This window comes from Rhodococcus sp. Ni2, assembly GCF_021352185.1.
In the GTDB taxonomy this organism is placed as follows: Bacteria; Actinomycetota; Actinomycetes; order Mycobacteriales; family Mycobacteriaceae; genus Rhodococcus_F; species Rhodococcus_F qingshengii.
Genome location: NZ_WOXZ01000002.1, coordinates 386697 through 410410, shown reverse-complemented (window position 1 = coordinate 410410; position 23714 = coordinate 386697). Strand labels below are relative to the sequence as shown.

Annotated in this window: 25 protein-coding genes; 18 read left to right on the top strand and 7 right to left on the bottom strand. The window is 62.5% G+C overall.

What is annotated here, in order from left to right; genetic code table 11:
• The first annotated feature begins 42 nt into the window (after positions 1-42).
• Positions 43-198 carry a hypothetical protein gene (locus tag GN300_RS15530; protein ID WP_003945810.1) on the top strand — a complete coding sequence of 52 codons (156 nt, stop codon included), beginning with the start codon at positions 43-45 and terminating at the stop codon, positions 196-198.
• Positions 199-253: 55 nt separating this feature from the next.
• Here GN300_RS15530 and GN300_RS15525 read toward each other — a convergent pair whose 3' ends face one another.
• Positions 254-1369: a nitronate monooxygenase family protein gene (locus GN300_RS15525; protein WP_007734277.1), complete on the bottom strand. Its 1116-nt coding sequence runs from the start codon at positions 1367-1369 to the stop codon at positions 254-256.
• Complete coding sequence (locus tag GN300_RS15520) at positions 1369-3042, bottom strand: acyl-CoA synthetase (RefSeq protein WP_039973409.1); 1674 nt, start codon at positions 3040-3042, stop codon at positions 1369-1371. Before GN300_RS15520 ends, GN300_RS15525 begins: the two co-directional genes overlap by 1 nt.
• 79 nt (positions 3043-3121) lie before the next feature.
• Between GN300_RS15520 and GN300_RS15515 the strand changes: the two genes are divergently transcribed.
• Entirely contained in the window at positions 3122-3946 is an 825-nt protein-coding gene (locus GN300_RS15515; protein ID WP_007734275.1) for a crotonase/enoyl-CoA hydratase family protein, read from the top strand.
• A 137-nt stretch (positions 3947-4083) separates the two neighbouring features.
• Here GN300_RS15515 and GN300_RS15510 read toward each other — a convergent pair whose 3' ends face one another.
• Positions 4084-5058: a hypothetical protein gene (locus GN300_RS15510; protein ID WP_042920440.1), complete on the bottom strand. Its 975-nt coding sequence runs from the start codon at positions 5056-5058 to the stop codon at positions 4084-4086.
• Between the two features lie 176 nt (positions 5059-5234).
• Positions 5235-6272 carry an LLM class F420-dependent oxidoreductase gene (locus tag GN300_RS15505; RefSeq protein WP_047269595.1) on the bottom strand — a complete coding sequence of 346 codons (1038 nt, stop codon included), beginning with the start codon at positions 6270-6272 and terminating at the stop codon, positions 5235-5237.
• 73 nt (positions 6273-6345) lie between these two features.
• Between GN300_RS15505 and GN300_RS15500 the strand changes: the two genes are divergently transcribed.
• From GN300_RS15500 to GN300_RS15475, 6 genes are all read left to right on the top strand, one after another.
• On the top strand, positions 6346-7323 hold the full coding sequence (locus GN300_RS15500; protein WP_019746979.1) for a Zn-ribbon domain-containing OB-fold protein: 978 nt from the start codon (positions 6346-6348) through the stop codon (positions 7321-7323).
• A gap of 10 nt (positions 7324-7333) precedes the next feature.
• Complete coding sequence (locus GN300_RS15495; protein WP_003945801.1) at positions 7334-8404, top strand: thiolase domain-containing protein; 1071 nt, start codon at positions 7334-7336, stop codon at positions 8402-8404.
• Positions 8404-9585, top strand: a complete 1182-nt coding sequence (locus GN300_RS15490) for a thiolase domain-containing protein (protein ID WP_007734272.1) — start codon at positions 8404-8406, stop codon at positions 9583-9585. The genes GN300_RS15495 and GN300_RS15490 overlap by 1 nt, the downstream gene beginning before the upstream one ends.
• A 36-nt stretch (positions 9586-9621) precedes the next feature.
• Positions 9622-10485, top strand: a complete 864-nt coding sequence (locus GN300_RS15485; protein WP_019746978.1) for a TIGR03619 family F420-dependent LLM class oxidoreductase — start codon at positions 9622-9624, stop codon at positions 10483-10485.
• A gap of 9 nt (positions 10486-10494) precedes the next feature.
• On the top strand, positions 10495-10905 hold the full coding sequence (locus GN300_RS15480) for a nuclear transport factor 2 family protein (protein ID WP_007734269.1): 411 nt from the start codon (positions 10495-10497) through the stop codon (positions 10903-10905).
• 173 nt (positions 10906-11078) lie between these two features.
• Positions 11079-11459, top strand: a complete 381-nt coding sequence (locus tag GN300_RS15475; RefSeq protein ID WP_020906296.1) for a VOC family protein — start codon at positions 11079-11081, stop codon at positions 11457-11459.
• 194 nt (positions 11460-11653) lie between these two features.
• Here GN300_RS15475 and GN300_RS15470 read toward each other — a convergent pair whose 3' ends face one another.
• On the bottom strand, positions 11654-12904 hold the full coding sequence (locus tag GN300_RS15470; RefSeq protein WP_007734267.1) for a cytochrome P450: 1251 nt from the start codon (positions 12902-12904) through the stop codon (positions 11654-11656).
• A gap of 174 nt (positions 12905-13078) precedes the next feature.
• On the opposite strand from GN300_RS15470, the gene GN300_RS15465 reads away from it, so the two are divergent.
• The 4 genes from GN300_RS15465 (at position 13079) to GN300_RS15450 (ending at position 15969) form a co-directional block, all read left to right on the top strand.
• A complete protein-coding gene (locus tag GN300_RS15465) occupies positions 13079-14242 on the top strand; it encodes a steroid 3-ketoacyl-CoA thiolase (protein ID WP_003945509.1) in 1164 nt (387 codons plus the stop codon).
• 1 nt (position 14243) lies between these two features.
• A complete protein-coding gene (locus tag GN300_RS15460; protein ID WP_050655745.1) occupies positions 14244-14732 on the top strand; it encodes a nitroreductase family deazaflavin-dependent oxidoreductase in 489 nt (162 codons plus the stop codon).
• 57 nt (positions 14733-14789) lie between these two features.
• Positions 14790-15203, top strand: coding sequence for a hypothetical protein (locus GN300_RS15455; protein WP_042449485.1), 414 nt, complete (start codon positions 14790-14792; stop codon positions 15201-15203).
• Between the two features lie 94 nt (positions 15204-15297).
• Complete coding sequence (locus GN300_RS15450) at positions 15298-15969, top strand: GNAT family N-acetyltransferase (protein ID WP_003945460.1); 672 nt, start codon at positions 15298-15300, stop codon at positions 15967-15969.
• Between the two features lie 67 nt (positions 15970-16036).
• On the opposite strand, the gene GN300_RS15445 is transcribed toward GN300_RS15450, so the two are convergent.
• Entirely contained in the window at positions 16037-16951 is a 915-nt protein-coding gene (locus GN300_RS15445; protein ID WP_003945561.1) for an SDR family oxidoreductase, read from the bottom strand.
• Positions 16952-17053: 102 nt separating this feature from the next.
• On the opposite strand from GN300_RS15445, the gene echA20 reads away from it, so the two are divergent.
• Genes echA20 through GN300_RS15425 form a run of 4 tightly spaced genes read left to right on the top strand, consistent with a single transcriptional unit; the run spans position 17054 to position 20556 of the window.
• Positions 17054-17830: a (7aS)-7a-methyl-1,5-dioxo-2,3,5,6,7,7a-hexahydro-1H-indene-carboxyl-CoA hydrolase gene (gene echA20 / locus GN300_RS15440; protein ID WP_003945611.1), complete on the top strand. Its 777-nt coding sequence runs from the start codon at positions 17054-17056 to the stop codon at positions 17828-17830.
• Positions 17831-17837: 7 nt separating this feature from the next.
• On the top strand, positions 17838-18746 hold the full coding sequence (gene ipdA / locus GN300_RS15435) for a cholesterol ring-cleaving hydrolase subunit IpdA (protein WP_003945662.1): 909 nt from the start codon (positions 17838-17840) through the stop codon (positions 18744-18746).
• Positions 18743-19498 carry a CoA-transferase subunit beta gene (locus GN300_RS15430; protein ID WP_003945796.1) on the top strand — a complete coding sequence of 252 codons (756 nt, stop codon included), beginning with the start codon at positions 18743-18745 and terminating at the stop codon, positions 19496-19498. Before ipdA ends, GN300_RS15430 begins: the two co-directional genes overlap by 4 nt.
• On the top strand, positions 19495-20556 hold the full coding sequence (locus GN300_RS15425; RefSeq protein WP_007734249.1) for a nitronate monooxygenase family protein: 1062 nt from the start codon (positions 19495-19497) through the stop codon (positions 20554-20556). The genes GN300_RS15430 and GN300_RS15425 overlap by 4 nt, the downstream gene beginning before the upstream one ends.
• A 78-nt stretch (positions 20557-20634) precedes the next feature.
• Here the strand turns inward: GN300_RS15425 and GN300_RS15420 are convergent, their stop codons facing one another.
• A complete protein-coding gene (locus GN300_RS15420; protein ID WP_042449480.1) occupies positions 20635-21354 on the bottom strand; it encodes an IclR family transcriptional regulator in 720 nt (239 codons plus the stop codon).
• Between the two features lie 250 nt (positions 21355-21604).
• On the opposite strand from GN300_RS15420, the gene GN300_RS15415 reads away from it, so the two are divergent.
• The gene (locus tag GN300_RS15415) at positions 21605-22369 is read left to right on the top strand and encodes an SDR family NAD(P)-dependent oxidoreductase (protein WP_007734247.1); all 765 of its coding nucleotides are present in this window, start codon (positions 21605-21607) and stop codon (positions 22367-22369) included.
• 83 nt (positions 22370-22452) lie between these two features.
• Positions 22453-23607 (top strand): Rieske 2Fe-2S domain-containing protein, encoded by a 1155-nt coding sequence (locus GN300_RS15410; RefSeq protein ID WP_063315007.1) that lies wholly within the window; start codon positions 22453-22455, stop codon positions 23605-23607.
• The last annotated feature ends 107 nt before the right edge of the window (positions 23608-23714 follow it).

Below are 23714 nucleotides of genomic sequence, written 5' to 3'. Positions count from 1 at the left end.
CTGGCTCACCATCGCGCCCGTTCTTCCGGCAAAATTACAGGTATGAAGAACCCGAACCTGACGCCTTCGCGCGTTCTCGCAGTTGTCCTCGCTGCCGCCCTGGTCATTTTCGTGATCGCACGCCGCCGCGACGACGGCGCCCTCAGTCGCGGAGAATGGTTGTCGGACACCGTCGGACCGGACGACCTCGCCGGCTGAAACGACGTGTGCCCTCGGCCGAAACTCGGCCGAGGGCACACGCACGTGTCATCTACTACTTCATCGAATCCAGTCGGGTTCGCGCGTCTTCGAACCCGGACACCAGCTCTGCCATGACCTCGGCGACCGGGCGGATCTCGTTCATCCGTCCCACGATCTGACCGACGGGCATTGCCACAACTTCCGGATTCTCCGATGCAGCGATTCTCTGATGAGCGTCGCTGACCAGAAGGTTCTGCAGCGGCATCGGCAATGGCGCCGGTGCTCCCGGGTTCGACCAGGCTTCCGTCCACTTGGTCTTGAGCAACCGAGCGGGCTTACCCGAGTAGATGCGCGAACGAACGGTGTCGGCCGACGTCGCGCCCAACAGTGCACGCTGAATAGCGGACGGGCCATCGCCCGATGCACTGCCGAGTTTGTATTCGGACGTGGTGAGCCAGTACGAGCCCATCCACACTCCGGACGCACCGAGCGCAAGTGCGGCAGCCACCTGACGGCCGCTGCCTATACCGCCGGCAGCCAGTACGGCAGCTGAATCACCCAGTGCATCAACGATTTCCGGAACGAGAACCATCGATGCGATTTCGCCGGTGTGACCGCCGGCCTCGTAGCCCTGCGCGATCACGATGTCGACACCGTTCTCGACGTGACGACGTGCATGCTCGACGGCGCCGGCCAGCGCTGCTACCGGTACGCCCTTCTCGTGTGCCTGATCGATGACGTCCTTCGGCGGTGATCCCAGTGCATTCGCAATCAACGCAATCCGGTGTCCCAGAGCAACATCGACGTGTGACCGCGCCACCGAGTGAAGCCATCCCAGTACGCCGGTCGCATGCTCGACGTCGTCGGAAAGCGGCGGCACACCGAGCTCGTCGAGCGTGCGGTTGACGAAGGCGCGGTGCTCCTCCGGAATCAGCTTGTCGAGATCGACGGCGCCGCCCTCGGTCGGCACCTTGGCCGGCATGACGATGTCGACGCCGTACGGCTTACCGTCGGTGTTCTCGTCCATCCACGTCAGTGCGGCTTCGAGCTCTTCCGGGTCGTTGAACCGGACGCAACCGAGCACGCCCAGACCTCCCGCGCGGCTGATCGCGGCCGCGACGTGCTCGGAAGGAGTGAATCCGAAAATCGGGTATTCGATGCCGAACTTGTCGGCGAGATCCGAACGCATCAGGCTTCCACGCTTTCGTTTGCGGACGCCACAGGAGCGCCGTTTCCGTTGTGATCATCGGCCTCGCGCGATTCCGTTTCGGCCTTCGCCCAGCGGTAGTCGGGCTTGCCTGCCGGGTTGCGCTTGATCTGGTCCACGAACCACACGCTGCGCGGAACCTTGTATCCGGCAATCTCTTTGCGTGCTGCGGTGGCGATGTCGTGCAGCGTCGGCGACGTGCCTTCGCGTACCTGGACCACTGCGGCAACGCGCTGACCGAAGCGCTCGTCGGGGATACCGACCACCAGGACGTCGAAGATGTCCGGGTGCGCCTTCAAAGCGCCCTCGACCTCTTCCGGGTACACCTTCTCGCCGCCGCTGTTGATCGACACCGAACCGCGGCCGAGCATCGTGACCGTGCCGTCGGCTTCGACCTGCGCATAGTCGCCGGGGATCGAGTAGCGAACGCCGTTGATGGTGCGGAAGGTTTCGGCGGTCTTGACCTCGTCCTTGTAGTAGCCGAGCGGGATGTTGCCCTTGCGAGCAAGCATGCCGCGCTTGCCCGATCCGGGTTCGACCTCGTTGCCGTCGTCGTCGAGAACCGTTGTGGAGGCGTCGATCTTGACCGTCGGACCGCCAGTGTGCTTCTGGCCCTTGCTCAGCACGGCGAGTCCACCGAAGCCGGTCTCGGATGCTCCGATGGAGTCCGTCAGCAGGCGGTTGGGCAACAGTTCGAGGAACTGCTCCTGGATACTCGGCGAGAAGAGTGCAGCACTGCTGGCCATCACGTAGAGCGTCGAAAGATCGTACGGCTCACCGGTCTCCGGGTTTCCGGCGATGAGTGCGTCGAGCATCGGACGGCCCATCGCGTCACCCGTGATGAAGATCAGGTTGACCTTGTGCTTGTCGATGTTCTGCCACACCTCGTGGGCGTCGAATTCCGGGTGCATCAAACAGGTTCCGCCGCCGAAGAGGCTGTGGAATACCGCCGACTGCGAACCGCCGTGAATCATCGGGGGGATCGGGTAGCGGATCATGCTCGGGTTGGCTGCGCCGACCTTCGCCATCTCGTACTCGTCCTCGACCGGAACTCCGGTGACGAAGTTGATGCCTCCGCCGAGAACACGCCACCAGTCCTCGTGACGCCACATGACGCCCTTGGGACTTCCGGTGGTGCCGCCGGTGTAGAGCATGAAGATGTCGTCGTTGCTGCGCTCTTCGAAATCACGCTCACCCGAACTCTGCGCGAGTGCGTCCTCGTAGCCGATGCCGAAAGCACTGAAGTCCAGATCGGTGCCGTCCTCGACCACGATGACGGACTTGACCTTGGGAGTGTTCGGCAGGACGTTCGCGACCTTGTCCGAGTAGCGGCGCTCGTGAATGAGCGCAACCATGTCGGAGTTGTCGAAGATGTACTGCAACTCGTTCTCGACGTACCGGTAGTTGATGTTGACCATCACGGCCCGGATCTTGAAAACCGCGACCATGGCCTCGATCGCCTCGATGACGTTCCGGCAGTAGATGCCGACCTTGTCACCCGGCTGAACGCCATGTTCACGCAGGTAGTGGCCGAGGCGGTTTGCTCGGTCCTCCAACTGTGCATAAGTCATCTCGCGGTTGTCCGAGACCAGCGCAACGCGGTCCGGAACGAGGTCGATTGCGTGCTCTACGAAGTCTGCGATGTTAAGGGCCACGAGTTCAAAGTAGAACGTGTTACCGTTTCTGGCAAGACCCAATTTGAGAGCCAGCTCACAGACCCGCCAGGAGCCATCAGTGTCCACTTCGACGACCGAAAAATCAGACATTTCGGAAACCGCGCCGCATTGCCTCGTGGAGAAGCGTGGCCACGTTCTCATCGTGACCATGAATCGCCCCGAGCGTAAGAACGCCATCACCGGCGAGATGATGGCGATCATGGTCGACGCCTGGGATCAGGTCGACAACGACCCCGAAATCCGTGTCGCCATCCTCACCGGTGCGGGCGGCGACTTCTGCGCCGGCGCCGACCTCAAGAACATGTCCGCCAAGCCGCCGGGAGATTCCTTCGCGGGCGGTGGCGTCGACATGTCCAAGATCGAAGGCCTCCTCAAGGGCCGTCGGTTGACCAAGCCGCTGATCGCTGCGGTCGAGGGTGCAGCCATCGCCGGCGGAACCGAAATCCTGCAGGGCACCGACATCCGCGTCGCGGGTGAGAGCGCCAAGTTCGGCGTCTCCGAAGCCAAGTGGGGGCTCTTCCCGCTCGGCGGTTCCGCAGTGCGTCTGGTGCGACAGATTCCGTACACGATCGCGGCGGACATCCTGCTCACAGGTCGTCACATCAAGGCTCCGGAGGCCAAGGAGATCGGGCTCATCGGCCACGTGGTCCCGGACGGCCAGGCCCTCGACAAGGCGCTGGAGCTCGCGGACCTGATCAGTGCCAACGGCCCTCTCGCCGTTCAGGCGATTCTCAAGACCATCCGCGACACCGAGGGCATGCACGAGGAAGAGGCCTTCCAGATCGACGCACAGCTGGGCATGAAGGTGTTCATGAGCGCCGACGCCAAGGAGGGCCCGCGGGCTTTCGGTGAGAAGCGGGCGCCCCAGTTCAAGGGTGTCTGACCCACCCCTGTCTGAGCCACCCCCGTCTGACCGACCCCCGCCTGAGCCCCCTTTCCTGTCCGCTCTCGGTCCCACCCACCCCCTTTTCGAGCGAACGTACCTTTCGGCGCCTTCAGTGCGCCGAAAGGCACTTTCGCTCAGCCGGTTTCGTCCAATTTCACCCATCTCGACCTCGCGAACACCTGCGGCCGGGGACGTGACTGCGCCAATCTGTAGTGCGCACGCAGGTCCTCGATCACGCGATCAGGGTCCGTTCGCAGTGCACTGGGCACCGTCGGCAACACGATGATTCCCGCATTCTGCATACGCGTCCGACGCTCCACCGTGCGCTTGTAGTCCGTCGGTGCGGCATGCCATTCCAAGGAGTCGATGTCCCACGCGAAGGCAACCGAATCGATCCATCCGTCCGGAACTGCGATGAAGTCCCCGTTGGCATCCCGGATCTCATGGTTGAACAACATTTCCGGCAGCCCGCTCCGCTGCCACAATTTTCGCGCGTGAACCTCCGGAACCGAGTGGACGTTCGCGTTCACTTCGCGCAACACGACCCGAGGTAGCGCGGAACCCCGACTGCTACCCGCTTCGAGTTCCTTCGCAAGTTCGCGCACCGAGACATCGCCGCGCTGAACAGCCTCAGCGATGAGTGCCCGTGTGGGATCGAGCGCCTTGTACCGCCTCGCAGCGTCGAGTAACGCTCGCGGCAGCGGAGCACAGCGCAGACCGTTCCGAATCTCCGGCTCGGGCAGTCGAACAGTGCGCTCCACCGTGACGAACCCAACCGATTGAACTCGACGGTCGATGGGGATGAGCACCTGCACATCCCCCGAGTGCGTTCGATATCCGTACTCCGACATGGCTGATCGCCCCGTCAGCAGGGAATCGTCACCGCTCAACATGAGCGCAGCGATCGAGCGTTGACGTGGCGTCGGTTGACCGTTTCTGAGCAGAATGACCCCCGGCAATATGCGCTGCCACGGTCCACCTACCCGACACCGGGTGTGCACTGCGGAGTTGGACACGCCCAATCGCGCCAACTCCGCCGTTCGGATCACTCCGCTTCGACTGACGCGGTAAATCGCGTCCAGATCATCGCCCCACGTTCCTCGCCGCATGGTTGCAGCATGACTCGAGCATCAGCGCGGGCCCCGGCGGCGAACTGGGGTTTCGGTGCGCCTGTGGATAACTTTGGGCGAGCGAAAGGTACGTTCAGCGCCTCAGATGCGCTGAACGTGCCGTTCGCTCGAAGAAAAAAGGGGGGTACCGCTCGAAAAAAAAGGGGGTGCCCCGCTCAACCACCCACCGCGGCCGCGAGCTCTCGCACATGGTCGGCGTCGCGGCAGGTCACCAGCAGCATCGTGACTCCGGCTTCCTCCCAACGCTTCACGTCTGCGCGCACCTCGTCGACGTTGCCGATGATCATGGTCTCGGTGACCATCTCGTCGGGGACGACGGCAGCAGCTTCGTCCTTGCGGCCCGACATGAAGAGGCGACCGATCTCGTCGACCTCCTTCTCGTAGCCCATCCGCTTGTAGACCTGCGCGTGAAAGTTCAACTCCGGGGCGCCCATTCCGCCCACGTAGAGGGCGGTCATCGGCTTGAGAGCGGCGATGGCAGCGGCGCGATCGTCAGTCACGATGACCTGGCACGTGGCGGCCACCTCGAAGTCTTCGCGACTGCGACGGGCCCCGGCGCGCGCGAACCCTTCGTCGAGCCACTTGTTGTACATCGGGGCCAGGCGCGGGGTGTAGTAGATCGCCAGCCAGCCGTCGGCGATTTCACCGGCGAGCGCGACGTTCTTCGGCCCTTCGGCGCCGAGCCAGATCGGGATGTCCGCACGCAGCGGGTGCGTAATGGGCTTGAGCGGCTTGCCAAGTCCCGAACTACCCGGTCCCGCATACGGCAGAGGGTAGTGGGGACCGGGACTGGTGACGGGCGCTTCACGGGCGAGGACCTGGCGCACGATCGAGACGTATTCGCGGGTGCGTGCGAGCGGCTTCTCGAACGGCTGGCCGTACCAACCTTCGACGACCTGCGGGCCGGATACGCCGAGCCCGAGGATCGTTCGCCCACCGTTGAGGTGATCGAGAGTGAGCGCGTGCATGGCACAGCTGGTCGGTGTTCGTGCCGAAATCTGTACGACGGAAGTACCGAGCCGAACCGTCTCGGTGCGCGATCCCCACCAGGCGAGCGGGGTGAAAGCGTCCGAGCCCCACGACTCCGCCGCGAAGACCGCGTCGAATCCGGCGCCTTCCGCGGCCTCGATCAGTTCCGGGGCGTTTGCCGGCGGCTGTGCGCCCCAGTATCCGAGTTGCAACCCAAGCTTCATCGCAGGCCTCCACATTGCCGGTGATCAGAAGTGACTCTTGCCACAATCTCTAGAACCTGTTCTACTCGATCTTGTGACCATCGGAAAGAGCGGGGTGGCCGACAAGCCCCTGAGCGCACCATTGAATCTCCATTTCGACTACACCAGATCGACGGGACCGACCATCGGCGCGTTCGTGACTGCCCTGCGTGATCGCAAGGTGATCGGCGCACGCGGGTCGAACGGTCGTGTCTTCGTGCCGCCACCGGAATTCGATCCGGACACGGCCGAGCCACTGACCGACTTCGTCGGAGTCTCCGACGGCGGAACGGTCGTGAGTTGGACGTGGATGCCCGAACCCATCGAGGGTCAACCACTGACGAAGCCTTTCGCGTGGGCCCTGATCAAGCTCGACGGCGCGGACACGTCCATGCTCCACGCAGTCGACGTCGACTCCCCCGACGACATCAGCACCGGCCTGCGGGTCCGTGCTCGCTGGGCGTCGGAGCGGATCGGGCAGATCAAGGACATCGAGTGCTTCGAACCAGGTGAGAGCGAAAATGGAATCGCGACAGTCGATTCCAGCGCCGATCCTGTCACCATGATCACGACGCCTGTCGATCTGCACTTCATGCATTCCGCTTCGGCCGAGGAGAGTTTCTACCTCCGCGGTCTCGCAGAAGGCAAGCTCATCGGTGGTCGCAGCGGACCCGAAGACAAGATCTACATCCCACCGCGCGGCGCGAATCCCACCAACGGGAAGCCGACGAGCGAGCAGATCGAACTGCCGGACAAGGGAATTGTCACCACCTTCTGCATCGTCAACGTCCCGTTCCTCGGGCAGCGAATCAAACCGCCCTACGTGGCCGCCTACGTGCTTCTCGACGGGGCTGACATTCCGTTCCTGCACTTGATTCTCGAATGTGATGCCGCGGACGTACGCATGGGCATGCGCGTCGAAGCCAAGTGGAAGCCTCGCGAAGAGTGGGGTTACACCCTCGAGAACATCGAATACTTCCGGCCGACAGGTGAACCCGACGCCGAGTACTCCACCTTCCAACACCACCTGTGAGGCTCCTGAAATGACTTCTGCAGACATCGCAGTCGTGGGCTTTGCTCAGGCACCCCACGTCCGCGAAACCAACGGCACCACCAACGGCGTCGAGATGCTCGTCCCGTGCTTCCAGCAGCTCTACAGCGATCTGGGAATCACCAAGTCAGACATCGGCTTCTGGTGCTCCGGATCTTCCGACTACCTGGCCGGACGAGCGTTCTCCTTCATCTCGGCCATCGACTCCATCGGAGCGGTCCCGCCGATCAACGAATCTCACGTCGAGATGGACGCTGCGTGGGCCTTCTACGAAGCGTGGATCAAGATCTTGACCGGCGAGGTCGAGACCGCGCTGGTATACGGCTTCGGCAAATCCTCCGCCGGGCACCTGCGCAAGATCCTGTCCATGCAGCTCGATCCGTACCTCGTCACTCCGCTGTGGCCGGACTCCGTCTCGATCGCCGGACTTCAAGCCCGACTCGGACTCGACGCGGGTAAGTGGACGCAAGAGGACATGGCGGAGGTTGCCGCTCGTAGCCGTCGTCACGCGCTGAGTAATCCGAAGGCTCAGCTCGCAGGCGAGGTCGACATCGAGGCCCTTCTCGCCAGCCCCTTCCTCGCAGATCCGTTGCGCGCACACGATTGTGCGCCCATCACCGACGGCGCGGCAGCAATCGTCCTGGCCTCGGGTAACCGCGCCCGCGATCTCTGCGAGCGGCCGGCGTGGATCACCGGACTCGAGCATCGCATCGACTCCCCCAACCTGGGTGCACGTGACCTGACCACCTCACCGTCCACTACGTCCGCAGCCAAGGCGGCAACGGGCGGCGAGGTCGGCAACATCGACGTCGCCGAACTGCACGCACCGTTCACTCACCAGGAATTGATCTTGAAGGAAGCGATCGGCCTGACCGACGCCACCACGATCAATCCGTCCGGCGGTCCGCTCAGCGGCAACCCACTGTTCGCCGGTGGTCTGGAACGAATCGGCCACGCCGCCAAGGCAATCTTCGACGGCCAGGCGAATCGCGCTCTGGCCCATGCAACAAGCGGCCCTGTGCTGCAGCAGAACCTGGTAGCAGTCTTGGAGGGACGGAACTGATGGCCGGAACGCCTCAACTCGCGGCCGTGCTCGGCACCGGCCAAACTCACTACGTCGCAAAGCGTCACGATGTCTCGATGGCGGGCTTGGTTCGTGAAGCCATCGACGCCGCGATGCTCGACGCCAACGTCGGCTGGGACGACATCGACGCCGTCGTCATCGGAAAGGCCCCCGACCTGTTCGAGGGTTCGATGATGCCCGAACTCGCCATGTCGGATGCTCTGGGCGCAAACGGAAAGCCGTTGCTGCGTGTTCACACTGCCGGATCGGTGGGCGGTTCGACAGCTATCGTCGCCTCCAGCCTGGTCAAATCCGGTGTCCACAAGCGGGTTCTGACGGTTTCCTGGGAGAAGCAGTCCGAGTCGAACGCCATGTGGGCGCTGTCCGTACCGGTTCCGTTCAACATGCCCGTCGGCGCCGGTGCCGGTGGATACTTCGCCCCGCACGTCCGTTCGTACATTCGTCGATCGGGCGCACCGGAGCACATCGGCTACCTCGTCGCGGTGAAGGATCGGCTCAACGGCAGCCTCAATCCGTATGCGCACTTGCGGCAGCCGGACATCACTCTCGAATCGGTACAGGCATCTCAGATGCTCTGGGATCCGATCCGATACGACGAGACCTGCCCGTCCTCTGACGGCGCGTGCGCTCTGGTGATCGGCAACGAGGAAGCGGCCGCACAGGTCGAGGCCGAGGGTCGTTCGGTCGCGTGGATCCACGCGACGGCCATGCGCACCGAGCCGACCTTCTATGCCGGACGCGATCAGGTCAATCCGCAAGCCGGCCGTGACGCTGCAGCAGCACTGTGGAAGTCAGCGGGAATCACCGATCCGCTGAACGAGATCGACTGCGCCGAAATCTATGTCCCGTTCTCGTGGTTCGAGCCGATGTGGCTCGAGAACCTCGGCTTCGCGGAGGAAGGCCAGGGCTGGAAGCTGACCGAGGCAGGTGAAACCGCGATCGGCGGCAAGCTCCCGGTCAATGCCTCGGGCGGTGTTCTCTCCTCCAACCCGATCGGCGCCTCGGGCATGATCCGATTTGCCGAGTCGGCGATGCAGGTCATGCACCGCGCCGGCGATCACCAGGTAGCCGACGCGCGCAAGGCTCTCGGCCATGCCTACGGCGGTGGCTCGCAGTACTTCTCGATGTGGGTCGTCGGCTCCGAACGTCCCACCACGTAAGCAGCAGCACACACGCCGATCAGGAAGAGGCCGAAGATGAAGTACACCGTCGGGGTTGCCATGAACCCCTTGGACCAGTTAGCCGGTATCGCCAAAACTGCCGAGGAATGCGGCTTCTCGTCGATCGCTCTCCCCGATTCACTGTTCTTCATGGAAACACAGGCGGCGGATTACCCGTACACCCCGGACGGGTCTCGGATGTGGAATGCCGAGACCCCCTGGGTCGATCCGCTCATCGCCGCGGCTGCAATGGGCGCGGTGACCGAGAAGATCGAGTTCTACACCCAGGTGCTCAAGCTGGGTAGCCGCAATCCCGTCCTGCTCGCGCGGCAGGTCGGTTCGGTGGCGGCATTGACGAACAACCGTTTCGGCTTCGGCGTCGGAATCGGTTGGGCTCCGGAAGAGTTCGAGTGGTGCGGCGCTCCGTACAAGCGTCGGGGCGCACGTGTGGACGAGATGATCGACGTCCTCAAACTGATCCTCGGCGGCGGCATGGTCGAGTATCACGGTGAGTTCTTCGATTTCGATCGCCTGCAGATGAGCCCGGCCCCCACCAAGCCGGTTCCGTTCTACGTCGGCGGCCACACCGAGGTCGCACTCAAGCGTGCTGCGCGAGTCGGCGACGGTTGGACCTCGGCGATGATCAAGTTCGACGACCTGGTGGGTGTGATCGCACGACTACGCGAACTGCGCGCCGAGTACGGCCGCGAGAACGAGCCGTTCGAAATCCAGACGGTGTGCATCGACCGTTTCGGCAAGGACGGTTACGCAGAGCTCGAAGATGCCGGCGTCACGGACATCATTACCGTGCCTTGGGTTTTCGACGGAATCGGATTCGATGCCCCACTGGAGGCAAAGCAGGATTCGATGCGCAAATTCGCCGAGCAGTACATCAACTGAGGAGCCGCGATGACCGACGAACACCCCGCCCGCGTCGCGGGTAACGCTTCGCGCGCCGCAGCGAGTGGCAAGAACAAGGAAGCCTGGCTGGACCTCTTCGCCGAGGACGGTTGGGTGGAAGATCCGGTCGGGCCTTCGGGCTTCGATCCCGAAGGCAAAGGCCATCACGGGCGCGAAGCGATCTCCAAGTTCTACGACATGACGATCGCGAACGCGGACAAGCTCGAATTTCTGATCGACGATTCCCTGGTGTGCGGCAACGAGAACGTCAACATCGGCAAGATCCGAACCACCATCGGCGGCTCGATCATCGACGCCGAGGGCGTGTTCGTCTACCGGGTGAACGACGACGGCAAGATCGCGTCGCTTCGAGCATTCTGGGAAGTGGACCGTGCAATGAAGACGGCACGCAAAGCCTGAGAACCCACAGTACGAGCGCGGCCCCGGTCATCGACCGGGGCCGCGCTCGTCGTATTCGAATCAGCCTGTCGTACTTGCACCGAGAAGCTCGAAATGGTTTCCTGGTTCCCAACGTCGCGTGTCGATGACGGACTGCGTCAGGCATGGAGGCGTCGTACCGCAAGGGGTCACTCATGACCATTTCGTTCAATCACACCATCATCGCCGCAAAAGACCGACAAGAGTCTGCGTGGTTCTTCACTCACATGTTCGGCCTTCCAGGCCCGGTCGAAGCCGGCTACTTTCTCGGCGTTGAACTCGAGCACGGCGTGACGTTGGACTTCGCACAGGTGGAAGAAGGCGCCGAGGTTGCGTCTCAGCACTATGCCTTCCTCGTCTCCGAGGATGACTTCGACGGCATCTACCAGCGGATACAGGCGCTGAAACTGGATCACTGGGCCGATCCGCGCCAGTCGAGTACCGGCTTCAACACCAACGACGGTGGGCGTGGGGTCTACTTCCTCGACCCGTCGGGACATTTCCTGGAAGCCATCACCAAACCGTACGGCGGCTGAATTGGAGATTGAACTACAAACGGCGGCGCCTACGGGAGATGAGGGATCCCGCAGACGCCGCCGCAGTTCCAGGTTGCCAACAAGTGGCTCCCCGGAACGTCTACTGTAGTTCTGCGTGTTCGAGAGTGCAGAGGCAACTCCCGAAAACCTACACAGAACCTACTCGCCGGTTACCAGGTCAGTATATGTCCGGATCAGTGTTTGACCGGGCAGCCCGATGTCTTGTAATCAACCTGAAACTCTTTGATGCCGTTGAGCCAGCCCGAGCGAAGGCGTCGGGGATCCCCGAGCCTGGTGATGTCGGGTAGGTGATCGGCGATCGCATTGAAGATCAGATCGATTTCCAGACGGGCCAAGTTGGCGCCGATGCAGTAGTGCGCACCGGTGCCGCCGAATCCGAGGTGCGGATTGGGGTCACGCATGATGTCGAACTTCGTCGGGTTCTCGAAGACGTCCTCGTCGAAGTTGGCCGACGCGTACATCATCACGACGCGATCGCCCTTCTTTATCTTCTGTCCGCCGAGTTCGGTGTCTTCGAGCGCGGTGCGCTGGAAGGAAGTCACCGGGGTCGCCCAACGAACGATCTCGTCGGCCGCCGTCTTGGGGCGTTCCTTCTTGTACAGCTCCCACTGGTCGGGATTGTCGAGGAAGGCAACCATGCCGTGTGTGATGGCATTGCGAGTGGTCTCGTTACCCGCGACCGCAAGCAGGATCACGAAGAAGCCGAATTCCTCTGGGGAGAGCTCATTTCCGTCGATGTCAGCTTCGATGAGCTTGGTGACGATGTCATCGGCGGGACACTTCTTGCGCTGATCCGCCATCTGGTACGCGTATCCCAGAATCTCCATCGACGCTGCCTGCGGGTCGATGTCGAACTCGGGATCGTCGTACGACGTCATCTGGTTGGACCAGTCGAAGAGCTTCATTCGATCTTCCTGCGGCACACCGAGAAGCTCGGCGATTGCCTGCAGCGGAAGTTCGGACGCGACCTGAACCACGAAGTCACCGGCACCGCCGGCAGCCGCGGTCGTGACGATCTTTTCGGCACGCTCGGTCAGTTCCTCGCGCAGGCTGTTGATGGCGCGCGGGGTGAATCCACGAGATACCAGCTTGCGCAGCTTGGTGTGCTCCGGAGCGTCCTTGTTGATGAGAATGAATCGCTGCATCTCGACGTTCTCACGCGGGATGTCGTCGGCGAAGCGAGGAATCGCAGTGTTCTCGTGGGTCGAGAAGATGTCGCTTCGCTGCGAAACTTCCTTGACCTCTTCATGACGGGTGACCACCCAGAAGCCCTCGTCCTGGAATCCACCGATTTCCGGGGGCTGCGGATTCCACCACACGGGGGCCGTCTTCCGGAGTTCGGCGAACTCCTCGAACGGCATGCGTTCCGCGTAGATGTCGGGGTCCGTGAAGTCGATTCCCTCGGGGAATGCGGGCTGTGCCACTGATGTCTCCTGCCCTAAGCCTTTTCATCACAGGGGTGATGGGGATCCGTGATGTGTAACACGTTCTACTCTCATTGAAACACAAGCCTGCTTACTAGGAAAGGAAACGTCGGCAGGTCTTGCTTCCCGCAGAGAACCTGTTCTACTTTTTCATTACAAGGAAAGGAGCCCGCTGTGGGCACACCAGTAATCGTCGAGGCTGTCCGTACACCGATCGGCAAGCGCGGAGGTTGGCTCGCCGGTCTGCACGCCGCCGAGATCCTCGGAGCTGCACAAAAGGGAGTTCTCGACCGGTCGGGAATCGACCCGTTGCTGATCGAGCAGGTGATCGGCGGCTGCGTCACCCAGGCCGGCGCTCAGTCCAACAACATCACGCGCACGGCCTGGCTGCACGCCGGACTTCCGTGGCAGACCGGCGCAACCACCGTGGACTGCCAGTGCGGTTCGGCCCAGCAGGCGAACCATCTGATCGCCGGTCTGATCGCCACCGGCGCCATCGACGCCGGTATCGCCTGCGGCATCGAAGCCATGAGCCAGGTTCCCCTCGGCGCCAACGTCGGCGATCAGGCCGGACCGCGCCGACCCGCGACGTGGGACATCGACATGCCCAACCAATTCGAAGCTGCAGAACGCATCGCGCGTCGACGCGGACTGACCCGCGACGACGTCGAAGCCCTCGGCGTCCGCTCGCAGGCGCTGGCCAAGCAGGCTTGGGAGGAAGGACGTTTCGACCGCGAGGTTCTCGAACTCTCGGCACCCCAGGTCGACAAGGAAGGAAACCTCACGGGCGAGACCAAGGTCGTCAATCGCGATCAGGGCCTGCGCGATACGACGGCGGAGTCCCTTGCCCGACTGAAGCCCGTCCTCGAAGGCGGGATTCACACGGCCGGAACGTCTTCCCAGATCTCCGACGGCGCGGCCGCAGTCCTGCTCATGGACGAGGACAAGGCTCGCGCGCTCGGATTGAAGCCGCGAGCCCGCATCATCGCCCAGGCGCTGGTCGGCTCGGAACCGGAATTCCACCTCGACGGACCGGTGCAGGCAACCAGCCGTGTCCTGGAGAAGAGCGGAATGAAGATCGGCGATCTCGATCTGTTCGAGATCAACGAAGCATTCGCATCCGTCGCACTGTCCTGGGCTCAGGTTCACGAACCTGACTTCGACAACGTCAATGTCAACGGCGGCGCGCTCGCTCTCGGCCATCCGGTCGGCAGCACGGGATCTCGCCTGATCACCACCGCACTGCACGAACTCGAGCGTCGCAACGGCTCGACGGCTCTGATCACGATGTGCGCCGGCGGCGCACTGGCCACCGGAACCATCATCGAGCGTATCTGAGATGACTACTCCCCCAGCCAAACCCAAGGGACTCGACGCTCCGGCGACGGTCAAGATCATCAAGTGGATGTCGAAGGCGAACGTCGCGATGTATCGCGCCACCGACGGGCGGCTGGGTAGCAAGTGGCGGGTCGGCAGCGCGTTCCCTCGCGGGCTGCCGATCTGCCTGCTGACCACCACCGGTCGCAAATCCGGCGAGGAGCGGATCAGCCCGCTGCTGTTCCTCGAGGACGGCGAGAACGTGATTCTGGTGGCGTCGCAAGGCGGTCTTCCGAAGAACCCGATGTGGTACCTCAACATCAAGGCAGACCCGGTGGTGACGGTGCAGATCAAGTCTCGGATCCGCTCGATGAAAGCCCGCGTCGCGGCCGAGGACGAGCGCGCTCGGCTGTGGCCGATGTTGAGGGCGATGTATCCGGATTTCGACAACTATCAGGCCTGGACCGACCGGGTCATTCCCGTCATCGTGTGCGAGCCACTGAAGAGTTAAACGAACTGTTTACAACAAAACGTTTACATTGACCCGGGTTCGTGCCACCCTGGGTTCATGACCGATGACCAGTTCAGACCGATCGATTCCGGCCGCGAACGCGCACATCGCGAGTACGCCGGACTCTTTCGAATCAGCGAGCGCCACGGCGCGACCCCAAGCCAGCGCGCGCGGCAATCTCATCCGGAGATGCTCGAGCCCTACGGCGCGGTGCGCGTCGTGGCTCGTCTTGCGGGCGGAACCGACATACCTGAGCCGAACGAACCCGAGGTCGACGATGCCGACGTCATGGCTGCGTTGACTCTGATCCCCAAGGCCCGAGCCGAAATGGAACAGCTGGAAGCACTGTTCCTCGGGATTGCCCGCGAACGGGGCATGACCTGGCAGGACATCGCTTTCGGGCTGGGACTCGGAAGCACTCAAGCCGCCCGCCAGCGCTACGAACGGCTCGTTCGCCGCACCGGAGGCTGAACGCGTGCCATAACCGGCGAGTTGGAGCACTATTGACTCGTACGGTCCGCACGGCGTTTCGACAGAGCCTCGAACACAGCAAGGAGTCGCATATATGACGACGCATATTCAAGATCAAATCCTGGACCGACGCGAGATCACCTCAGCCCTCGTGCGTGCGCTGGAGCGTCGCCACGAGGTGCTGGACGCAGTGGTCGACAGCAAGGACCACCAGGAGGCACTGACCACCGTCGCGGAACTCCTCGGCACGTCGGAAGCAAATGCCGAAGCAGTTCTGAGCCTCAAGTTCAGCGCACTGACCAAGGCAGCGCGCGATCGCATCCAGGGCGAGCTGGAGAATCTCGACGCCACTCTCGAATGGACGACGCTCGATCGTCCCGCGAGCAGCGGGCAGAACTTCACCCTGCGTCCGTTCAGCGACAGCGCAGAAGACAAGGCACTGTTCACGATTCGCTCGGCCGAGCAGCTCGGCGAAGACGGCAAGCCGTGGAGCGAGGATCGGATCGAAGCCGAGCGCGTCGGCGGTCTCGGTCGGATCGACGACGAGAGCGCTGCCTGGTTCGTCGCCGAGGACGTTTCCGGCGACGGCCCGAAGAGCGTCGGCCTGGTATTCGGCGAACTCGACGGCCAAGAGGTGAACGTGGCGATCTGGATCGCGCCGGAATCTCGCAAGAAAGGCTACGGCACCGCCTGCGTGAAGCATTCGCGGCGCGAACTCGCAGCTGAGTTCCCCGGCACCGTGTTGGTGGTTCGGGCGCCCGCGTAGGCGGCACGCCGCCTGTGAGTGGTTGAGGAGTCCCTGCACTCCTTAACCACTCACGGGGCCGGAGGCCCTACGCCCCGTACACCGGCGTCGGAATCTCCGCCTTCTCCAACAGCGTTGCCACGACGGGCCCGATCTCCTTCGGGTCCCAGCGATCTCCCTTGTCCTCGCTCGGGCCGTGACGCCAGCCCTCCGCGACGGTGATCTTTCCGCCCTCTACCTCGAACACCCGGCCCGTGACGTCCTTGGACTCGGCGCTACCGAGCCAGACGACCAGCGGCGAGATGTTCTCGGGAGCCATGGCGTCGAAGCCCTCTTCCGGAGCTGCCATCGCTTCTGCCATCGCCCCGCCCGCGCCGACAGTCATGCGTGTGCGCGCAGCAGGCGCGATCGCGTTGACACTGACTCCGTAATTCTTGAGCTCGGCGGCGGCCTGGATGGTCATCTCGGCGATGCCGGCCTTGGCCGCGGCGTAGTTGCCCTGGCCGATCGAACCCTGCAGTCCTGCACCCGAACTGGTGTTGATGATGCGTGCGTCGACGGTCTTGCCTGCCTTGGCCTCGGCGCGCCAGTAGGCAGCAGCGTGACGGAGCGGCGCGAAGTGCCCCTTGAGGTGCACGCGGATCACCGCGTCCCACTCGCCCTCGCTCATACCGACCAGCATGCGGTCCCGCAGGAAGCCTGCGTTGTTCACGAGTACGTCCAGGCCACCGAAGGTGTCGATCGCGGTCTTGATCAGATTCTCGGCGCCCGCCCAGTCGGCGACGTCGTCTCCGTTGACCACTGCTTGGCCACCGGCGGCGATGATCTCCGCGACAACCTGCTCGGCCGGACTCTCACCGGTCGCGGAACCGTCGGCACCCGCACCGATGTCGTTGACGACAACCTTGGCGCCCTCGGCAGCAAATGCCAATGCATGCGCACGTCCGATACCGCGGCCAGCCCCGGTGATGATGACTACGCGTCCGTCGACCAATCCACTCATATTTGTCTCCTAATGCACTCTGCTCGGGCTTGTCGGCTCCGCTTGTGTGCTAACTTACCAAGCAATCGCTTGGTTTGGTACACAGACGTAAGGAATCCCGATATGGGCATCAGCACCTCCTCCGACGGAACCGGCATCACCACGGTCACCATCGACTACGCGCCGGTCAATGCAATCCCGTCCAAGGGATGGTTCGAGCTTGCCGACGCCATCCTCGACGCGGGCAAGGATCTCAACACTCACGTAGTGATCCTGCGAGCCGAGGGACGCGGATTCAACGCCGGCGTCGACATCAAGGAGATGCAGGCCACCGAGGGATTCGACGCGCTGGTCGCCGCCAACCGCGGTTGCGCCGCGGCCTTCGCGGCCGTCTACGACTGTGCTGTACCCGTCGTCGTGGCCGTCAACGGATTCTGTGTCGGCGGCGGCATCGGACTCGTCGGCAACGCGGACGTGATCGTCGCTTCCGACGACGCGATCTTCTCCCTCCCCGAGGTCGACCGCGGCGCACTCGGCGCTGCCACACACCTCTCGAGGCTGGTGCCACAGCACATGATGCGCACGCTCTACTACACCGCACAGAGCGTCGACGCGCACACACTCAAGCAGTTCGGCAGCGTCTACGACGTGGTCCCACGCGAGAAGCTCGACGAGTGCGCTCGCGAGATCGCCGCGAAGATCGCCGCCAAGGACACCCGCATCATCCGGTGCGCCAAGGAAGCCATCAACGGCATCGACCCGGTGGACGTCAAGGGCAGCTACCGCCTCGAGCAGGGCTACACCTTCGAACTCAACCTCCTCGGCGTGTCCGACGAACACCGCGACGAGTTCGTCGCCACCGGCAAGCCGCGCGAGAACGCAACCCAGAAGGAAGGCTGAGACAAACATGGCTAGCAAGCGTGACAAGACGAAGTCGCTCGACGAGGTAGTCGGCGAACTCCGCAGCGGAATGACTATCGGCTTGGGCGGCTGGGGATCTCGCCGCAAGCCGATGGCCTTCGTTCGTGCGATTCTGCGTTCGGACATCAAGGACCTGACCGTGGTCACTTACGGCGGACCGGATCTCGGACTGCTGTGCTCGGCCGGCAAGGTCAAGAAGGCGTACTACGGTTTCGTGTCCCTCGACTCCGCGCCGTTCTACGACCCGTGGTTTGCCAAGGCACGCACCGCCGGTGAGATCGAAGTCCGCGAGATGGACGAGGGCATGGTCAAGTGCGGCCTCGAAGCAGCTGCCGCTCGCCTTCCCTTCCTCCCGATCCGCGCCGGCCTGGGTTCGGACGTCCGCAACTTCTGGGGCGACGAACTCAAGACCGTCACCTCCCCGTACCCCGAGGCCGACGGCCGCTCCGAGACCTTGATCGCGATGCCTGCACTCAACCTCGATGCGTCCTTCGTTCACCTCAATCTCGGTGACAAGCACGGCAATGCCGCGTACAACGGTGTCGACCCGTACTTCGACGACCTGTACTGCATGGCCGCCGAAAAGCGTTACGTCTCCGTCGAACGCATTGTCGAGACCGAGGAACTGGTCAAATCCGTTCCACTGCAGAACCTTCTGCTCAACCGCATGATGGTCGACGCCGTCGTCGAGGCACCCAATGGTGCGCACTTCACGTTGGCCGGCGAAAGCTACGGCCGCGACGAGAAGTTCCAGCGTCACTACGCCGAGTCCGCCAAGACCCCCGAGTCGTGGCAGGCGTTCGTCGACACCTTCCTCTCCGGCAGCGAAGAGGACTACCAAGCCGCAGTAAAGAAGTTTGCCGATTCATCAAAGGCAGGGGAGCAGGCAAAATGAGCGAATCCACCGTCACCCGCGCAGAGTACGTTGTTCTCGCTTGCGCTGAAATCTTCTCCGGTGCAGGCGAAATCATGGCCAGCCCGATGTCGACGTCGTCCACCATCGGCGCTCGCCTGGCTCGACTCACCACCGAACCCGACCTGCTGATCACCGATGGTGAAGCCCTCATTCTCGAGGACACTCCGGCCGTCGGAACGAAGGGCCCCGTCGAAGGATGGATGCCGTTCCGCAAGGTGTTCGACGTCGTCGCTTCCGGCCGTCGCCACGTTGTCATGGGCGCCAATCAGCTCGATCGCCACGGCAACCAGAACCTCTCCGCCTTCGGCCCGCTTCAGCAGCCGACGCGTCAGATGTTCGGTGTGCGCGGCGCCCCGGGTAACACCATCAACCACGCGACGAGCTACTTCGTCCCCAAGCACTCCAAGCGAGTGTTCGTCGACAAGGTCGACGTGGTGTGCGGTGTCGGCTACGACCAGATCGATCCCGAGAACCCGGCTTACAAGTACCTGAACATCCCCCGCGTCGTCACCAACCTCGGTGTCTTCGACTTCGGCGGACCAGGAAACACCTTCCGCGCGTTGAGCCTTCACCCCGGCGTCACCGCCGAAGAGGTAGCCGAGAACACCTCGTTCGAGGTTGCCGGACTCGCCGAGGCCGGTATCACCCGTGACCCCACCGCCGAAGAACTTCACCTCATCCGCGAAACCCTCGATCCGCGCAACCTCCGGGACCGTGAGGTCTCGGCATGACCCCCACCCTGAAGACCGCGCTGACCGAACTGGTCGGTGTCGAGTACCCGATCGTGCAGACGGGTATGGGCTGGGTTTCCGGTCCCGCCCTCACGTCGGCAACGGCTAACGCCGGTGGTCTCGGCATCCTGGCTTCGGCCACGATGACGTACGACGAGCTCGAGCACGCGATCAAGAAGACGAAGCAGCTCACGGACAAGCCGTTCGGCGTCAACATGCGTGCCGACGCCACTGACGCCCCGCAACGCGCGGATCTGCTGATCCGTGAAGGCGTCAAGGTCGCGTCGTTTGCGTTGGCTCCCAAGAAGGAACTGATCGCCAAGCTCAAGGACCACGGCATCGTCGTCGTGCCCTCGATCGGTGCCGCGAAGCACGCGGTCAAGGTTGCATCCTGGGGCGCGGACGCCGTCATCGTCCAGGGCGGCGAAGGTGGTGGCCATACCGGCGGTGTGGCCACGACATTGCTTCTCCCCTCGGTTCTCGACGCGGTCGATATTCCGGTCATCGCCGGTGGCGGATTCTTCGACGGCCGCGGGCTGGCTGCCGCACTGGCGTACGGCGCTGCCGGTGTCGCGATGGGAACGCGATTCCTTCTCACCAGCGACTCTTCGGTGCCCGATTCCGTCAAACAGGAGTATCTCAAGCGCGGACTGACGGATACGACTGTCTCCCGCAAGGTCGACGGCATGCCTCATCGTGTGCTCAACACCGACCTGGTCAACAGCCTCGAAGGTTCCAGCTATGCAACCGGTTTGATCGCCGCGGCCAAGAATGCCACGAAGTTCAAGGCCATGACGGGCATGAAGTGGTCGACCCTCGCCAAGGACGGTCTCGCGATGAAGCGGTCGGGTGACCGCACGCTGATGCAGATCATCATGGCAGCCAACACACCGATGTTGCTCAAGGCCGGACTGGTCGAGGGCAACACGGAAGCCGGTGTTCTTGCTTCGGGTCAGGTTGTCGGCATGATCAACGATCTGCCCAGCTGCAAGGAACTGATCGAAAGCATCATGGAAGGTGCCGCGGGGCGTATCGACGCGCTTGCGGCTCTTCGCTGACACAGCTCTATCCGAGTGCGTCTCCCCCACTGCGCTTTACGCGTAGTGGGGGGAGGCGCACTCTTTGCGTTTGTCGGACTATCCCGTCTTCTCCTGCTCGAACCCGTCGATCATTCCGAAATACTGCGAGATCGCTGCTGCCGCCATCTGTACGGGAGCGGCGTTCCTCTTGTCTATCGTGCCGCGAATCAAGGGCCCACAAATCGAGAGACCTACTGGCATGTGGTCGAGCACCCCGATTCGCGCGCCGATACAGCCCATCCCGGAATTGCAGATTCCGAACGCAACTGCGTGTTGGCGAACGTCATTGGCGTTGTGCGACGATGCCACCGATCTGTTGCCGGCGCTCAACAGTGACTTCCCGATGGTCGACGCTTGCGCTGGGATACGTGAGCCGACGCGAGTCTGAAGGTCGGGGACCATCAGGCTCCCGATCTTCTGGATGTAGCGCACATGGTTTCCTTCCAACACCCCGAGGTGCACGGCGTGTCCAGTCACGAAATGCAATTGCTGAAGTAGGGGCGTAACCACTCGATCCACTTTGTTTCGATACAGCGAGAGCGCGCCCAGATCTCCTAGCTTGTCGCCTATCTCGTACTCGAGTCCTTCGCGGCGTAGCCAGTTCATCCTCACGAGTTTCAGTAGCATCCGGTGCACGGACGATCGCGGAATCCCGGTTCGGCGCGCGACCTCCCCCAATGTCAGCCGAGGCGCGTCACGAAAGCAGTCCACCACCACCGACAGTCTGTCGAGAGTTGACATGGGGATGGACTCTTCGGTGATCGGTCCGACCAACATCGATGTCTCCGTTCCGGTGGCCCGCCGCTTCGGCAGCCAACATTCGTTCCGCCCATCTGAGCTTCCGTGGACACACGACGCCAGTACGTTTCCCACGCAGCGGGAGATGCATCTGCATGGGCTCTCACCAGCACCTATACCGATGATCGGTCATGTTCGTTGAGCCCGAATCCATCCCTCGTCACAGTGATGACCGGAGCCCATCAGATCATGCGGCGCCGAGCAGAACGCTTCAAAATCAGGAGGACACATGAATGCTTCATCCCCGTCGACAGGCGTGATCATCACCGGCGGCGCATCCGGAATCGGATTGGCCTCCGCCCGCGCGCTCGCGGCGATCCGACGACCAGTCGCTCTCTGGGATATCGACGAGGCAAAAGCGGTCGATCAGGCAGCCGTGATCTCCTCCGAATTCGGCATCGACGCCATCGGAGTGGGAATCGATCTCACGAGAGCGGACGACTACGCGGCCGCATTGGCCACAACCCGTTCCTCACTTCCCTCCATCGGCGGACTTGTTCACTCCGCCGGGGTCGTCGATATCGGATCCCTCGAAGGAGTGACGCTCGACGTGTGGGAGACGGGTATCAACACCCATCTACGTCCGCTCATCCTGTTGGTTCAACAGTTGATGCCTGATTTCACGGCCAATCCCGGTTCGGCAATAGTCGGAATCGCTTCGATCAACGCAACTTTGGGCAATGCAATCAACCCTGTCTACTCCGCTGCAAAGGGTGGGATGTTGTCGATGGTCCGATCGCTGGCGGACCGACTGGGCCCGGACGGCATTCGGATCAACTGCGTCTCTCCCGGACAGATTCTGACCCCTCTGCTTCAGCCGACCGTAGACGCATTGGGTGACGGGGCATTCGAACGACGCATCCTCCTCGGCAGGCTCGGTCGCCCGGAGGAAATCGCACACGCTGTCCGCTTCCTGCTGTCCGACGAAGCAAGTTACATCACCGCAACGGAATTGGTTGTCGACGGCGGCAACATCTCGTCGCAGCGTATGTGACTTGCCCAGAGATTTACCCCCCTTCGACTGTCGTACAACGTCGCTCGGTCCAGCCCACCGGGTGCACTCACGAAAGGAAGAACATGACAATTGCGGATGTCAATGAATCGGAAGAGGTTCGCATCATCGACCAGGGAGAACCTCCCACTCGATTTGCCCGCGGATGGCACTGCCTCGGCCTCGCCAAGGACTACAGCGACGGGAACCCGCATTCCGTCGAAGCTTTCGGTACCAAACTGGTCGTCTTCTCCGACTCGCATGGCGAACTGAAGATCCTCGACGCGTACTGCCGTCACATGGGCGGCGACCTGAGTCAGGGCACGGTCAAGGGCGATTCGATCGCGTGCCCCTTCCACGACTGGAGGTGGGGAGGCAACGGTAAGTGCACCGCGATTCCCTATGCTCGACGTGTCCCCCCGCTTGCCAAGACCCGCGCTTGGACTGCGCTCGAACAAGACGGGCTGCTCTTCGTCTGGCACGACCCCGAAGGCAATCCGCCTCCTGCCGAAGTCGCCATACCGATCATCAAGTCTGCGGAGCACGAGTGGACCGATTGGGTCTGGAAGTCGATAGTCATCGATACGAACTGCCGAGAAATCGTCGACAACGTCGTTGACATGGCGCACTTCTTCTACGTGCACTTCTCGTTCCCCACCTATTTCAAGAACGTCTTCGAAGGACACGTCGCCATCCAGGAGCAGAGCGGCATCAACCGCGACGACATCGTGACCTGGACCGACCCCGACGTACCGAAGTTGGTGTCGAATCTTTCGACAGCGGCCTACCACGGACCGTCGTTCATGATCGACGACTTGCGCTACGTCTACGAGAACTTCACGACCGATTCGGTGCTGATCAACTGCCACTACCCGGTGAGCCCGAACAAATTCGTACTCATGTACGGCATTACCGTCCAGAAGTCCGCAGAGATGCCCGCCGAGTTCGCCGATCAACTTGTCGACGCAATGATCGGGTACATCGGCGTCGGATTCGAACAGGACATCGAGATATGGAAGAACAAGACCCGTATCGACAATCCACTGCTCTGCACCGAGGACGGCCCGGTCTACCAACTACGCCGTTGGTACGAACAGTTCTACGTAGACGTCGCCGACATCACCCCGGACATGGTCGACCGTTTCGAATTCGAGATGGACACAAGCAAACCCATCGAAGTGTGGAAGCAGGAAGTCGCTGACAACATCGCACGCAGGGCCGCCGCAGGAGTAGGGCAGTGACCATGGAACCGCTGGACTGCGAGCGGTGCGGAACATACGTCCTCGTGGAGAAGAACAGCTGGCATCACACGTCGACCCAGTGGCGATCAGATTCGCGCACGGCATGT

What these genes read in the sequence shown, in the direction of transcription:
- GN300_RS15490 (WP_007734272.1), top strand. Translation starts at nt 8,404, where the DNA reads ATGGCCGGAACGCCTCAACTCGCGGCCGTGCTCGGCACCGGCCAAACT.
- GN300_RS15495 (WP_003945801.1), top strand. Translation starts at nt 7,334, where the DNA reads ATGACTTCTGCAGACATCGCAGTCGTGGGCTTTGCTCAGGCACCCCAC.
- GN300_RS15510 (WP_042920440.1), bottom strand. Translation starts at nt 5,058, where the DNA reads ATGCGGCGAGGAACGTGGGGCGATGATCTGGACGCGATTTACCGCGTC.
- GN300_RS15450 (WP_003945460.1), top strand. Translation starts at nt 15,298, where the DNA reads ATGACGACGCATATTCAAGATCAAATCCTGGACCGACGCGAGATCACC.
- GN300_RS15525 (WP_007734277.1), bottom strand. Translation starts at nt 1,369, where the DNA reads ATGCGTTCGGATCTCGCCGACAAGTTCGGCATCGAATACCCGATTTTC.
- GN300_RS15430 (WP_003945796.1), top strand. Translation starts at nt 18,743, where the DNA reads ATGAGCGAATCCACCGTCACCCGCGCAGAGTACGTTGTTCTCGCTTGC.
- GN300_RS15420 (WP_042449480.1), bottom strand. Translation starts at nt 21,354, where the DNA reads ATGTTGGTCGGACCGATCACCGAAGAGTCCATCCCCATGTCAACTCTC.
- GN300_RS15415 (WP_007734247.1), top strand. Translation starts at nt 21,605, where the DNA reads ATGAATGCTTCATCCCCGTCGACAGGCGTGATCATCACCGGCGGCGCA.
- GN300_RS15460 (WP_050655745.1), top strand. Translation starts at nt 14,244, where the DNA reads ATGACTACTCCCCCAGCCAAACCCAAGGGACTCGACGCTCCGGCGACG.
- GN300_RS15410 (WP_063315007.1), top strand. Translation starts at nt 22,453, where the DNA reads ATGACAATTGCGGATGTCAATGAATCGGAAGAGGTTCGCATCATCGAC.
- GN300_RS15480 (WP_007734269.1), top strand. Translation starts at nt 10,495, where the DNA reads ATGACCGACGAACACCCCGCCCGCGTCGCGGGTAACGCTTCGCGCGCC.
- GN300_RS15485 (WP_019746978.1), top strand. Translation starts at nt 9,622, where the DNA reads ATGAAGTACACCGTCGGGGTTGCCATGAACCCCTTGGACCAGTTAGCC.
- GN300_RS15425 (WP_007734249.1), top strand. Translation starts at nt 19,495, where the DNA reads ATGACCCCCACCCTGAAGACCGCGCTGACCGAACTGGTCGGTGTCGAG.
- GN300_RS15455 (WP_042449485.1), top strand. Translation starts at nt 14,790, where the DNA reads ATGACCGATGACCAGTTCAGACCGATCGATTCCGGCCGCGAACGCGCA.
- echA20 (WP_003945611.1), top strand. Translation starts at nt 17,054, where the DNA reads ATGGGCATCAGCACCTCCTCCGACGGAACCGGCATCACCACGGTCACC.
- GN300_RS15505 (WP_047269595.1), bottom strand. Translation starts at nt 6,272, where the DNA reads ATGAAGCTTGGGTTGCAACTCGGATACTGGGGCGCACAGCCGCCGGCA.
- GN300_RS15530 (WP_003945810.1), top strand. Translation starts at nt 43, where the DNA reads ATGAAGAACCCGAACCTGACGCCTTCGCGCGTTCTCGCAGTTGTCCTC.
- ipdA (WP_003945662.1), top strand. Translation starts at nt 17,838, where the DNA reads ATGGCTAGCAAGCGTGACAAGACGAAGTCGCTCGACGAGGTAGTCGGC.
- GN300_RS15475 (WP_020906296.1), top strand. Translation starts at nt 11,079, where the DNA reads ATGACCATTTCGTTCAATCACACCATCATCGCCGCAAAAGACCGACAA.
- GN300_RS15445 (WP_003945561.1), bottom strand. Translation starts at nt 16,951, where the DNA reads ATGAGTGGATTGGTCGACGGACGCGTAGTCATCATCACCGGGGCTGGC.